General features: G+C 28.9%; 12 protein-coding genes. 7 read left to right on the top strand and 5 right to left on the bottom strand.

Annotated elements, in window-relative coordinates:
* Nucleotides 1–25: 25 nt before the first annotated feature.
* Complete coding sequence (locus J2Z76_RS05120; RefSeq protein WP_209510922.1) at nt 26–943, bottom strand: ketopantoate reductase family protein; 918 nt, start codon at nt 941–943, stop codon at nt 26–28.
* A 245-nt stretch (nt 944–1,188) separates the two neighbouring features.
* On the opposite strand from J2Z76_RS05120, the gene J2Z76_RS05115 reads away from it, so the two are divergent.
* From J2Z76_RS05115 to J2Z76_RS05105, 3 genes are all read left to right on the top strand, one after another.
* Nucleotides 1,189–1,740, top strand: a complete 552-nt coding sequence (locus J2Z76_RS05115; protein WP_209510921.1) for a GNAT family N-acetyltransferase — start codon at nt 1,189–1,191, stop codon at nt 1,738–1,740.
* A gap of 246 nt (nt 1,741–1,986) precedes the next feature.
* On the top strand, nt 1,987–2,928 hold the full coding sequence (locus J2Z76_RS05110; RefSeq protein WP_209510920.1) for a radical SAM/SPASM domain-containing protein: 942 nt from the start codon (nt 1,987–1,989) through the stop codon (nt 2,926–2,928).
* 131 nt (nt 2,929–3,059) lie between these two features.
* Complete coding sequence (locus J2Z76_RS05105; RefSeq protein ID WP_209510919.1) at nt 3,060–4,058, top strand: NADH:flavin oxidoreductase; 999 nt, start codon at nt 3,060–3,062, stop codon at nt 4,056–4,058.
* A gap of 126 nt (nt 4,059–4,184) precedes the next feature.
* Here the strand turns inward: J2Z76_RS05105 and J2Z76_RS05100 are convergent, their stop codons facing one another.
* Together J2Z76_RS05100 and J2Z76_RS05095 are read right to left on the bottom strand one after the other, a co-directional pair.
* Nucleotides 4,185–4,820: a DUF421 domain-containing protein gene (locus tag J2Z76_RS05100; protein ID WP_245210326.1), complete on the bottom strand. Its 636-nt coding sequence runs from the start codon at nt 4,818–4,820 to the stop codon at nt 4,185–4,187.
* A gap of 199 nt (nt 4,821–5,019) precedes the next feature.
* The gene (locus J2Z76_RS05095) at nt 5,020–6,195 is read right to left on the bottom strand and encodes an L-lactate MFS transporter (protein ID WP_209510918.1); all 1,176 of its coding nucleotides are present in this window, start codon (nt 6,193–6,195) and stop codon (nt 5,020–5,022) included.
* Nucleotides 6,196–6,547: 352 nt separating this feature from the next.
* On the opposite strand from J2Z76_RS05095, the gene J2Z76_RS05090 reads away from it, so the two are divergent.
* The 3 genes from J2Z76_RS05090 (at nt 6,548) to J2Z76_RS05080 (ending at nt 9,113) form a co-directional block, all read left to right on the top strand.
* Nucleotides 6,548–7,534: a YbgA family protein gene (locus J2Z76_RS05090; RefSeq protein ID WP_209510917.1), complete on the top strand. Its 987-nt coding sequence runs from the start codon at nt 6,548–6,550 to the stop codon at nt 7,532–7,534.
* 21 nt (nt 7,535–7,555) lie between these two features.
* On the top strand, nt 7,556–7,711 hold the full coding sequence (locus tag J2Z76_RS05085; protein ID WP_209510916.1) for a hypothetical protein: 156 nt from the start codon (nt 7,556–7,558) through the stop codon (nt 7,709–7,711).
* Between the two features lie 256 nt (nt 7,712–7,967).
* Entirely contained in the window at nt 7,968–9,113 is a 1,146-nt protein-coding gene (locus tag J2Z76_RS05080) for a helix-turn-helix domain-containing protein (protein ID WP_209510915.1), read from the top strand.
* Between the two features lie 113 nt (nt 9,114–9,226).
* On the opposite strand, the gene J2Z76_RS05075 is transcribed toward J2Z76_RS05080, so the two are convergent.
* Together J2Z76_RS05075 and J2Z76_RS05070 are read right to left on the bottom strand one after the other, a co-directional pair.
* Complete coding sequence (locus J2Z76_RS05075) at nt 9,227–10,423, bottom strand: DNA polymerase IV (protein ID WP_209510914.1); 1,197 nt, start codon at nt 10,421–10,423, stop codon at nt 9,227–9,229.
* A 416-nt stretch (nt 10,424–10,839) separates the two neighbouring features.
* Nucleotides 10,840–11,106 (bottom strand): hypothetical protein, encoded by a 267-nt coding sequence (locus J2Z76_RS05070; protein WP_209510913.1) that lies wholly within the window; start codon nt 11,104–11,106, stop codon nt 10,840–10,842.
* A gap of 395 nt (nt 11,107–11,501) precedes the next feature.
* On the opposite strand from J2Z76_RS05070, the gene J2Z76_RS05065 reads away from it, so the two are divergent.
* Complete coding sequence (locus J2Z76_RS05065) at nt 11,502–12,857, top strand: 5-bromo-4-chloroindolyl phosphate hydrolysis family protein (RefSeq protein ID WP_209510912.1); 1,356 nt, start codon at nt 11,502–11,504, stop codon at nt 12,855–12,857.
* Nucleotides 12,858–12,868: the final 11 nt, after the last annotated feature.

The following is a 12,868-nucleotide window of genomic DNA, read 5'->3' as shown; positions in this document are numbered from 1 at the left end:
AAAAAACTGCTAAAATCAATTGATTTTAGCAGTTTTTTTCTTCTAAAGATTTAATAATGCAATATAGAACATGATTTACTGGGGTTTCTATATTTAATTTTTTACCCATTTCAATTACTGTTCCTGCAAAATAGTCAACCTCTGTTTTACGTTTTGCTTCTATATCCTGAAGCATTGATGTCTTGCCTTCTGGTGAAAAGTGACTCATTAATTTTAAATGATCATCTATATCTTCTTGTCTTAGGTCAATATTTTGTGCCTGCGCTATTGATAGAACTTCTTCCATTGATTCCTTAAAAATAATACGATTTGTTTCTATGCTAGTGGATTTTCCATATGGAACACCTGTTACTGCAGTTATTTGATTTACTCCCACATTTAGCATGAATTTTCTCCAAATGGTTCGTATCATATCATTATAAATTTTATTATTAATTTCAGCATTATCAAAACATTCTTTTACTGCTTGTACTTCTGGTGCAATAACTTTATTGTCTGCATCACCAAATTGTATTTCTCCGTTTTCTGTATTAACAACACCATCTTCGGTTCTTACAGCATCTATTCCCATAGACAAACCATAAAGTACTTTATTATTAGGATATGCTGATAGTATTCTATCCCTTGCAGTAACTCCATTAAGAAAAGTAATCATTATTGTATCTTTGCCTACAAAATTTTTAACATCTTCAATAGCTTCGTCAAGTTGATAATTTTTCACACAAAAAATTATTAAGTCAAATATAATCCCTTTGTCTTCTGATGAAAGAATTTGAGGATAAAAGGTGTTGTTATTTAATGTAAATCCATTTGATTTTAATTTTTCCTTACGTGATTCTCCAGTAATTACTGCGAAATCAGAGTCATATTTGTTGTAGAGAAGATTTCCATAAACAGTTCCAACTGCTCCCATACCAATTAATGCAACATTTTTTATACTCATAGCACGCTCCTTTAATTATTATTATAATTTAATTATAACATTATATATAAATTATGTAAATTAACTATATTCTAATATATATACTTAATACGAATTGACAAACAGTATATTCAAGGTTACACTATATGTAATAATTAACAATTGTTCCAATAATATATTTAATTATGATTTAACTGTATATGCAATTTTAAAAAATGCTTGGTTAATGGAAAGCAAGTAATTATCATAAGTAGTAGAGGAATATAATGAAAAATAACATAAAACATTTAGATGAAAACTATAAATTGGTTTTGTTAACTGAAGAACATCTTCAAACAATTTTTAATTGGAATATTGAAGAAACCCATTTCGAATATTATACATGCCGCCCCTTGAAATTAAGTAAATCTTATGAAGAATATTCTAGTAAAATACTAAGAGCAATTACAGAGGAAAAACAAAGAATTTATGTATTAGTAAAAGAAGATTGCAATAAGCCATTAGGTAAAATAACGTTATTTGATTTAAATGTTAGAAATCATAGTGCTGAATTTGGATATTATTTACCAGATAGTAATAGGGGTAAGGGATTGGGTAGTATAATGTTATATAAGTTCATACATAAATCATTCAATGACAATGAATTGAGTTTAAATAAATTGTATGCAACTACTTCTTCAAACAATTATCCTTCGGCAAAACTGTTGGAACAATATGGATTTAAATTAGATGGAAGATTAAGAGAACATTACTGGATTAATGAAAATTTATATGATCAACTTATTTATTCGATTCTAAGAAGAGAATGGATTAAGTAATGGTTATTTGAGATAGTACAATATAATTAATAATAAAGTTTGATAAACTTAAGGATGTTTAAAGGAGGTGAATCTTTTGAGAGATAAACGAATTAAATACTCAGTTCAGTTGATTCAAACTGTTGGCAGATTGGATTGAGGTTAATAATATTATGAAATATGCTAACAGTTGCAACTGAACTGTGCTATATAATTTGAAATTATTAGAAAATATTTAAATCAAATTAATAAAAAAGGAGCACAGTTATGCATAGTTTTAATAAATATATAAATAAAGTTGAAAGATTAGAATTTACAATAACAAATGGTTGTACAGGAAATTGCAAACATTGCTCAGAAGGAAATTTACCAGGAAATAAAAAACTTGATTTAGAAAAAGCAGCAAATGTAATTGCAGATATATCTTCTGCTTATGATGTAAAATCAATTATGACATTTGGAGGAGAGGCGTTATTATATCCAGATACGGTATGTGCTATACATGAAAAAGCAATGGAATGTAATATTCCAAATCGTCAGCTTATTACAAATGGTTGTTTCTCAAAGAATGAAGACAAGATTATTGAAGTTGCGAAAAATTTAAATAAAGTTGGCGTGAACGATATTTTATTATCTGTAGATTGTTTTCATGTTGAAAGTCTACCATTAGAATGGGTTCGTATGTTTGCAAAAGCGTTATGTCAAAATTATAATGGAAGGTTTAGATTACAGCCTACTTGGGTAAATGACGAGTTAGACGATAATCCATATAATAGAAAGACAAAAGAGTGCCTTACATATTTTGATGACCTTCATATTGAAAGAAATGGTGGAGATAGTGTTTTTCCATCTGGAAATGCTGTTAAATATCTTTCGGAATACTTTGATAAGAAACCATTAGATAGGAAATTTCAATGTGGTCACGCATTATATACAACGCGATTAGATAATATTAATGATTTAACGATAGATTGTAATGGTGATGTTTTAACTTGTAATTTTTCAATTGGTAATATTATGAATAATGATATTCTTGATATTATAGCTAATTATGATCCATATAAAAACCCGTACACAAAAGCATTATTAGATAATGGTATTCATGGATTGTTAAAAGAAGCAAAAAATAATGGAATTAATATCAATGCATCAGATTATTATTCTCCATGTGAAATTTGCAGAGAAATAGCAAAAATATTAAAGAAGTAAGTAATTAAAACAAGCAACATATAAATAGTATAAAATTATTAATATTAATATGTTGCTTATCTATATAAAATTAAGAAGTAAATCTAATAGATAAAGAAAAAGAAGCAGAATTTTTTAGGAGGTAAGAAGAAATGTCGTATTTACTAAATCCCTTAAATAAGGGCAAGTTAACTTTAAAAAACAGGTTGGTTATGCCGCCAATGGCTACATCAAAATCTGATAAGGATGGAAAAATAAGCAAGAGTATATTAGATTATTATGATGAAAAATCTAAGGGTGGTTATATATCATTGATTATAATTGAACATAGCTTTATTACACAACAAGGAAAAGTAAGTGAAGGTCAACTTTCGGTTGCAGATGATAGCCTTATTGATGATTTAAGTAAGCTAGCAGATATTATTCATAGAAACGGATCTAAAGCAGTAATGCAAATAAATCATGCTGGTAGTGCAGCAAAAGAAACTATAACAGGCTATGAGGCAGTTGGACCTTCTGCTGTAGCAAATCCACGTTTAGGTAATACTCCAAAAGAATTAAATCAAAAAGAAATTAAAGAGATAATTAATGAATTTAAAAATGCTGCATTACGTGTAAAAGAAGCTGGATTTGATGGTGTGGAAATTCATTCCGCTCACGGATATTTTCTAAATCAATTTTTTTCTCCTCTAACTAACAAGAGAACTGACGAATATGGTGGAGATGTATTAGGAAGAATCAAAATTCATTTAGAGGTTATTAACGCAGTTCGTGATGCTGTTGGTGATAATTTTCCAATTCTGTTGCGCTTAGGTGCTTCTGACTATATGGATGTTGGTAGTACAATTGAAGATAGTAAAATTGCAGCACAAGAGTTTGAAAAAGCAGGAGTAGATATTCTTGATGTTTCTGGTGGATTTTGTGGATATATTTCTCCAGAGATTGCTGGTCAAGGCTATTTTTCATCACTATCTGAAGAAATCAAGAAAGTTGTATCAATCCCTGTTATACTAACTGGTGGAATTACTGATGTTTCCGCTGCTGAAAAACTTCTTGCTGAAAATAAGGCGGATTTAATTGGTGTAGGAAGAGCAATATACAAAGATTCTGAGTGGGCTGAAAAAGCTATAAAAAATCTTTGTGATAATTAAAGTAATTTTGAGGATATATGCTTAGAAAAAATAGGGGTTAAAATGGTGTAAAATAGGTGGATGTACCTCTGAACAAAGTACATCCACCTGTATTTAATTTTTACCTTATATATATTGTATTACTGTCTATGGTTCTTTTTTGTTACCCTCGTATTTTTTACTATTAATTTCTTCAAATATATCATTGTTGTTATTTAAAGATAAAGGTCTCTTATTATCGTTTATTCCCACGAATAATTTAATTTGATTTATTTCGTTTATAATATTATTGTAGTCTTCTTTGGTCATAGGCTTCTTATTCTCCATTAGCTCATAGCCCAACTGTCCACTAACTTCAATAGTTCCATATTTCACGTCTTTGATAGAGGATATGCCTGATTGTCTTAACCTTGTTTCCAGCCTGTCTATTGACATTCTCAGTTTTTTTAGGTTATTTATCTTTGGCTCTCCATTTTCAATAACCATTACAGATTTACCAGTAAAAAATGTTTCCCATAAATCAATCTTAACTTCTAGATATTCAGTACCAATCATTAAAAAGGTAAACAGCAGTGATATTATCAAAGTAATAACTAAATTATTGCCAGACAAAGGCTGTATTAATAAAGAACCAATTCCAACCATAACTATAGTTTGTGTAATGGTCATCTGCGAAATTGATTTTCTGCCGCCTAATCTTAAAACAAATTTTCCAATAATAAATATAATTATAGTATCCCAAAACCAATGCAACTCAATATTTGCAATTTTATCCCAAATCATACGCCAAGACTCCTGTTATTTTAATTAATAGTTATTTTGCCACAAATTAAAATTAATAAACACATATTTTAATTATGATCTATAATTAAGAAGTTTTTGAATGGTTTGTTATAATAAGTAGCATGTATTAAAAATTAGTAAATAATAAAAAAATAGGAGGTAGGTACTCTTTTATATAATCTAACTCCTATTTTAACAATTACTTCGTTATTTTGTCTCTTTCTTTAATTTTAAAAGATAATGCTAAACCAATTGAAGCCGCTACAGCAGAAAAAATAAATGTAGAAGTATAACTACCTACCATTGATTTAATGAATATTCCTGATAATGCTGCAAGTCCATATGCTTGATAAACTACACCATAGTTAGATGCATATCTAAATGAACCAAATTCTTGATTTGTGAAAGTTGGAAATAATGCTAAAAATCCACCATAACCAACTGCAACTCCAATTACACTTAAATAGAATACTGCTTTTATTTCAGCTAAGAAACTAAGTGATAGCAGTGAAGTAATTGTTATTACAAATATTAGTTTTAATACATTAAGTGTACCAAACTTGTCGGATAAAGTACCTGAAATTAAACGACTGCCTGCATTCGAAATAGCTAGGATTGAAATAATCCCTGCAGCAGTTGCTGCATCTAAACCTGCAACTTCAATTCCTATATTTTTAGCAGCACCTAATACTAATAATCCTGGGATAACCGCTAACCAATACATAATCCAAGTAATGCGGAATTTTGATGTTTTTATCATTTCTAATGTTGTAAAATCACCTTCACCTTTTTCAGTTTTTTGTTTGACTAAACCTTCTGGATTATTTGTGAATATAGCACCAATTAAAATTAATGTCATAGAAATTATACCAAGTTTTAAGAATGCACCAGATACATCAGTAACTAATAGAAAATTCGAAATAACTTTTTGAAAAATAATACTTCCACCACCAAATACACCAACGGATAATCCAGTAATCATTCCTCTGTGTGTAGGGAACCATTTAATTAAAGTTGACAGTGGACATACATAAACAAACCCTACGCCTGCACCGGTAATTACTCCATAAGTTAAATATAGTAAAGAAGGAGAAGTTACAAATGAAGAAAGAATTAATCCACCACCATACAATAAACCACCAATAAATAGTGCTATTCTAGGTCCTTTTTTATCAACCAACTTGCCTGAAATTATTGTGCTAAATGCAAAAATAAATTGTGCAAGTGAATATGGGAATAAAATTTCATTGCCTCCCCATCCTCTTTCATGTTGAAGGGCCGTGCCAAAGATACTCCATGCATAAAGACCTGCAATAGTTACCTGTGCTAATAATGCACCTATTAATACCAAATACTTATTTTTAATATTAAACATAAACACCTCATTAAGTTATTTAACAACAGCCTCGGCTGTTATTTTTACGTAGTATATCATTCCATTATAATTTTGACTACATTTTTTTTATGGTAAAACAGATGTTTAATTATGCAGCGGATGAATATTAATTGAAAATAAGCCAAATAATTTGCATAGTTAATATTTTCATTATAAGTAAATATAAGTAAATTAGTAAGAGTAAATTATCGTTTTTAAGTATCATTAATATAAAAATTAACAATGGAAAAGATATTTAAGGGTTAAAATATAAAATGGATTATAAAATTTAGTTTTTCATTTTAAAAGACACTTGAAAATATTAAAAAATGATGAGAAAAAAATTTAAGAAATGGAGATGAATTTAAAAAATATGGAAAGACCTGTGGTGTTATTAAGTAAATGTATAGAACATGAAGCTTGTCGTTATGATGGTTCAATGGTTGGAGATAGTTTTGTAAAAAGGTTAGAAAATTATGTTGATTTTATTCTTGTATGCCCCGAGGTGGAGATTGGATTACCAATACCAAGAGAAGCTATTAGAATTATAGGTGATAATGGTGTTGAAAAACTTGTTTTTTCAAGAAGTGGTCATGATTTAACAAAAAAGATGCAAACTTTTGTAGAATATACTGTTGAAAATTTGAAAAAGAAATCTATTCATGGTGCTATACTTAAGAGTCGCTCTCCGTCTTGTGGAATCAAAGACGTTAAAGTATATAAAGATATTGGAAAATCTCCTTCCGCCGGTTATAAAACAGCAGGTTTTTTTGGCAGGGAAGTTATAAACATATTTGATGGATTGGCTATTGAAGACGAAGGAAGGTTGACTAATTATGACATTAGAAATCATTTCTTAACTAGAATATTTACCATGTATTCATATGAATCTGTTAAAAAAGAAAACTCAATTAATGAGTTAATAAAATTTCATAGTAGTAATAAGTATTTATTAATGGCATATCACCAAACTAATCAGAAAGTTTTAGGAAAATTAGTGGCTAATCACAATAATGAACCTATTAAGAAAATTATTATTGAATATGAGCAAATTTTAAAATATGCATTGGCAACCCCTATGAAAACAAGCAAAAATATAAACATGTTAATGCATTTGTTAGGTTATTTTAAAAACAAACTTTCAAAAGACGAAAAATCATATTTTTTAGATTTGTTAGAGCAATATTCATCAAAAAAAGTTCCTTTTTCAGTGCCACTTACATTGATAGGTGGTTGGGTAGTAAGGTTTAATGAACCATATTTAAAAGGGCAAACAATTTTCAGTCCATACCCTAGAGCAATATTAGATGTTGCTGATTCTGGTAAAGGAATTGATTAATTACATAACTAGGAGGCGTAAATGATTAACGAAGAATTTTATGAACAAATATATGAAGAATATTTTGACAAAACATACAATTTTATAAAATCAGGACTATCAGATGATATAGAAAAAGAAATTGATATGCTAGATAAGACTCTCGAAACACTTTATACAAGACAGGGCGACGATTAGATAGGAAGAGGCGAATTAGCTTCAATAAAATCTAATGCTACTATTGCTTCAATAGAAGTTGTAAATCTGAACTTTTGGAAAAAATTAAAAAGAGCACAGCTATATAGATATACTCAAATAACTTGAAATTAATTGGTATAAAATATATAATACTCATAAAATATTAATTGCAACCATAAGTTGCATAATGGAAACTATTAAGTGGTTGCAACATTAATACATTAAGTAGTATATTACATTCACGAGGAGTGATATTATGAGATTATATGAAACAATTCAAAAACTGCGTAAAGATGCAGGATATTCTCAAGAGCAATTAGCAGAAAAATTAGGTGTGTCAAGACAGGCTGTATCAAAATGGGAAAATGGTACAGCAAGTCCGGGAATGGATAGGTTGCAAGATATATGTCATGTATTTGGTGTATCCCTAGGTGAATTGGTTGGTACAGATTCAGATGATAAAGAATCTGACTTGGAACAAATTCAATTATATGAAGATGAAATAAAAAAACTAAAGAGTCAAAAACAATTTCAGAAAATTTTAATTCTTGGTACTGCAGTTACTGCAATAATATTATTAGTTTTATTTGTTACTTTATTTTATCGTATTGACTTAATGAATAATCATATACAACAGCTAGATAGTCAAGTAAGCCAAATATATAACAATGTTGATTATAAAATTGCGCAAATTGACTCTCAATTTTCTTCTATGCTAGAAGAAAAAGAAAGTCTAGTGGCAGAATATGCTATAGACGTTAAAAGTCTTAATATAAAAGATGGTCAATTAACTTTGAATTTACGTTCTACACCTAAATATTACAAAAAAGGTATGACAGCAGAATTTGTTATAAATGGGGAAAAGAGTTATTCGGCAAATTCAGTTTTTGAAAATGGTAGCTTTTGGGCGGATATCCCAGTAGATGTTAATGAAAATAACTTAAAGGTATTAGTACGCTTTACGAATGATGGAGAAACTAGTACTCAATATTTAGACTCCAATCCAAATATAATCAATAGTTTTATAATGGAAGTAGGGGCAGAAAATAAACTAAATTTTTTTAATGGTAAAGAAGGATTATTAATTACTGGAGAAGTAGTTACTACGTATAATCCACGTTATCATAATCAAAATTCGTATTCAACGCAAGCGAAATTAATTAATTATCCAGTTAGTGGAGAAGTTATTGTAGAGAAAGATGGAGTAGTTGTTATACAAAAGGAAGTAGAATTAGATATCGATCTATCTGATGGTCAGTATTCTAATTGTAGTATTTATACGCATTTCGAAGATAGAATTGAAGATTATAATAAAGATGATAAGATTAAAGTTATTAGTAAACTTGTTGATAATTTTGGCAATGTTCGTGAAACTGAAGTGTATTTTGATTCTGTTAGATAATTATTCACAAAGAGCTATCTTTAGGTATAAATAATAAATTGATTATATTTGAGCAAATGAAGTACAGGTAAACAAAAATTAACATACTATGTTTTTATTGATGAAATAGTATGTTAATTTTTATTTTCTTTTCTAATAATTATTCCTGGTTTAATTATAGAAGAACCATATTTTTGACGGATATTATGAATCGTGTTTTCAACACTTTCGATTTTATTCGAGGTTTTTTCATTGATTACAGGTAGCTCAAAAAGGGATATTTGTTCGGAATTTTTATTGCCATCAAAACCACTTAGACTTATGCCAAGCAATCTTATAGGCTTGTTATTCCAATTCTTTTTTAAAAGCTCAACTCCAGTAGTATAAATATCTTTTACTAGAAATGTTTCAGGTATAGTTATTTGTCTAGTTATACTTTTAAAATCTGAATACTTAATGTTAATTTGTACTGTATGACCTTTTTTACCATATTTTCTAGCTGTCATGCCTACATCATCGGATAGCTCAAATAAAACAGCTTTTGCATATTCTATATCTAGTGTATCATGAGGCAATGTAGTTGACCTTCCAATTGATTTCATATCACCTACAGAGTTAGGCGTTACTAAAGATGTATCAATCCCATTTGCTAACAAAGAGAGTTCTACAGCCATTCTCCCAAGGATTTTTAAGAGAAATTCTTTGTCTGCTAAGGCTAAATCTCTTATAATTTTAATTCCATGATTTTGAAGTTTTTGAGCTGTTTGCTTACCAACTCCATACATGTAGTTTACTGGAAGAGGCCACATTTTTTGCTTTATATCTTTTTTCCAAAGTTCTGTTATACCAAGTGGTTTTTTCATTTCTGATGCCATTTTGGATAGAAATTTATTTTCAGATATTCCAATAGAGCACCATAGACCTAATTCTGTTTTTATACGTTCCATAATATTCTTTGCTGACTCTACAGGCTCACCAAAAATTCCACTGCAACCAGTCATATCAAGCCATGCTTCATCTATGCTATTTTGTTCAACAAGAGGAGTGTAAGAAGCTAAAATTTTCATAACTTCTTTAGATTTTTGTTCATAGAATTGGTGGTCTGGTGGAATTATAATTAAATTTGGGCATAGTTTTAAAGCTTCTCTAACTACCATAGTTGTTTTAATTCCATATTTTCTAGCTTCATAGTTTGCAGTTAAGATTATTCCTGTACGATTTATAGGATCACCAGCTACTGCAGCAGGCTTACCTTCTATCTCAGGATGGCGTGTCCGTTCACAACTTATATAAAAAGCATTCATATCAACTAAGAAAACCACTCGTTCCATTTTTTCACCTACCTAAGCATTGAATGTAGTTATTGTAATTATTATATCATAATTAGGCGTTTTTTGTCATAAGTTTTTTAAATGATAAACCATTAGATTATAATATATAGTAATTAAAAATATTTAATTGCTTATATAATCATAAATTGAAATAAGGATGGTATCTTACATAAAATAAACTCATAATTATTTTTATAATAATTTACAGTTTATGTAAAAAAAATTACAATATAAATGTATAAGTTGAAAAATAATCTGGAATAGGGATTAAGCAAGAAAAGGCTACTGACATTTAGCCAATAGCCTTATTAAGATTAATTAGTATCTTTAATATACATGTTGATAGTTTTATAGAACAACCGTATACCAAATGATACAAACATCAGAAGGAAATTTAAATAATAGTTAATTACCTCTTAAAACATACCTTTGCCATAAACACTATTTTGCATTTCTTTTTTTGCATTTTGTAATTCTTCAGATCCTACAGATGTAGAACTATTTAAGCTAGGAACAGAATTTGTCATATTTCCTTGGCTTGCATTATTTGAAGTCATGTTAGCGCCTAAAATCATATTTTGACCTTTAGTTGAGTTCATATTTTGCTTAACATTTTGAATTTCTGCCTGACCTATTGATTGTGAATTTCTTAGACTAGGAATATTTCCATTTGTAATTGACATATTATATTACCTCCGTAAAAATTTTGTAAGTCTTGCTTACTTAAATTAGTATCTGCAAAAAAAGACTATGTATTCTAGTAGTATAATTTACAAAATTTACATAAATATGATGCTTCATGTAATATAAAGTGTAGTTATTTAATAATTGAAAATTTACATTATTTTTCAATTTAATAGTAATATTAAAAAATACTAAATTATTAATAAATGTATCCAAGACATTTATTTCATCCTTTGCTTTCAATGATTGTTGATTTCGAAAATAAGTTATGATATAATTTACAAAATGAAAAGAATGTATTTTATGAGACTATTCAAATATAAGCTGATTAAAGATGTTATCATTTAGTCAAATGAAAAAACTCTGTTCAAAAGTTTATTACTTGGAGGCGGATATGAATAATCGAGGAAATTTTAATTTAGGTGATGAAATTCGTTTTATTGTTCAAGATGCAGTGAACAATAGGGATTTCAACAGACTAAACCATGACATCAGGAATATTGTTAATGGTGCACTTGATGAGGTCAAAAATTCACTTGGGGGGAATCGTGGGCGTCAAGAGCCGTGGGACCATCAGACATGGAAAGTAAATGATTATTCCCAAAGTTATGATCAAGATTCACAAACCTGGAATTTTAATAATAATCAACAAGATTATGAAGACAATTCAAAAACAAGAAATGCACGAAATTCAAGTAAACAGAAATATAATAAAAATACGAATTATACCTACACTAATAGACAAAGGTATAAACACAACAGACAAGAGCCAAAGTATGATAAAGATACAGTTCCTGTGGGAAAAGTTTTAAGTACGCTTTTGACTGTATTTGGTTCAATTGGAAGTATTGGATTACTAATTGCAATAATCGTATTATCAATAATAGGTTATTCATTGAGAATTAACACTATGTTTAATATTATTTCTTTTATACTGTTACCCTGCTTTATAACAAGTATGGGTTTGTTATTGAATGGAGGCAGAATTCGTAAAAGATTGAAGAGATTCAAAAGGTATATATCACAGTTGCATAATCGTAATTATTGTATGATTAATGAATTGTCTTCTGTAACAGGTCGAAGTGTTAAATATATAGTTAAAGATTTACAAAAAATGATTGATATTGGAATGTTTCCAGAAGGTCATATCGATGATAAAAAAACTTGCTTCATGTTAAATGACGAAAGCTATGAGCAATATCTCAAATTACAAGAAAATATGAGAATGAGGGAAACTGAGGAAAAGAAAAAAGAAGAGAATTTGAATCAAAATCAGAAACAGGATGATAGAAGTGATAAGAAGGTTACCTTGGATCCAAAAATCAGAAAAGCAATTGATGAAGGCAGACAATATGTAAAAGAAATCAGATTTGCAAACATCGAAATACCAGGAGAAGAAATCTCACGTAAACTAGATAGACTGGAAGAAGTGACTGGAAAAATTTTTGATTATGTCGAGGCACATCCTGAAAAATTTCCTGAAATAAAGAAATTTGTAGAATATTTCTTACCAACGACATTAAAACTATTAGATGCTTACAGGGAATTCGACTACCAGCCTGTAGGCGGCACTAATATTTCAGCTGCTAAGAAAGAGATAGAGGAAACTATGGATACCATTATTCTTGCATTTGAAAATTTATTGGATGGTTTGTTTGAAGATGTGGCAATGGACATATCGACGGATATATCCGTTATGGAGACTATGTTTGCACAGGAAGGATTGTCACATAAAAATATAAAAAAATAAAAATACTATAG

Origin of the sequence: Sedimentibacter acidaminivorans (assembly GCF_017873955.1) — a bacterium.
Taxonomy (GTDB): Bacteria; Bacillota; Clostridia; order Tissierellales; family Sedimentibacteraceae; genus Sedimentibacter; species Sedimentibacter acidaminivorans.
The sequence above is the reverse complement of the archived record's forward strand: the minus strand, read 5'-3'. Positions and strand labels throughout refer to the sequence as shown.

Coding starts and splice junctions, on each gene's coding strand:
- J2Z76_RS05100 (WP_245210326.1), bottom strand. CDS start 4,820: ATGATTTGGGATAAAATTGCAAATATTGAGTTGCATTGGTTTTGGGAT.
- J2Z76_RS05075 (WP_209510914.1), bottom strand. CDS start 10,423: ATGGAACGAGTGGTTTTCTTAGTTGATATGAATGCTTTTTATATAAGT.
- J2Z76_RS05085 (WP_209510916.1), top strand. CDS start 7,556: ATGATTAACGAAGAATTTTATGAACAAATATATGAAGAATATTTTGAC.
- J2Z76_RS05120 (WP_209510922.1), bottom strand. CDS start 943: ATGAGTATAAAAAATGTTGCATTAATTGGTATGGGAGCAGTTGGAACT.
- J2Z76_RS05110 (WP_209510920.1), top strand. CDS start 1,987: ATGCATAGTTTTAATAAATATATAAATAAAGTTGAAAGATTAGAATTT.
- J2Z76_RS05070 (WP_209510913.1), bottom strand. CDS start 11,106: ATGTCAATTACAAATGGAAATATTCCTAGTCTAAGAAATTCACAATCA.
- J2Z76_RS05080 (WP_209510915.1), top strand. CDS start 7,968: ATGAGATTATATGAAACAATTCAAAAACTGCGTAAAGATGCAGGATAT.
- J2Z76_RS05105 (WP_209510919.1), top strand. CDS start 3,060: ATGTCGTATTTACTAAATCCCTTAAATAAGGGCAAGTTAACTTTAAAA.
- J2Z76_RS05095 (WP_209510918.1), bottom strand. CDS start 6,195: ATGTTTAATATTAAAAATAAGTATTTGGTATTAATAGGTGCATTATTA.
- J2Z76_RS05065 (WP_209510912.1), top strand. CDS start 11,502: ATGAATAATCGAGGAAATTTTAATTTAGGTGATGAAATTCGTTTTATT.
- J2Z76_RS05090 (WP_209510917.1), top strand. CDS start 6,548: ATGGAGATGAATTTAAAAAATATGGAAAGACCTGTGGTGTTATTAAGT.
- J2Z76_RS05115 (WP_209510921.1), top strand. CDS start 1,189: ATGAAAAATAACATAAAACATTTAGATGAAAACTATAAATTGGTTTTG.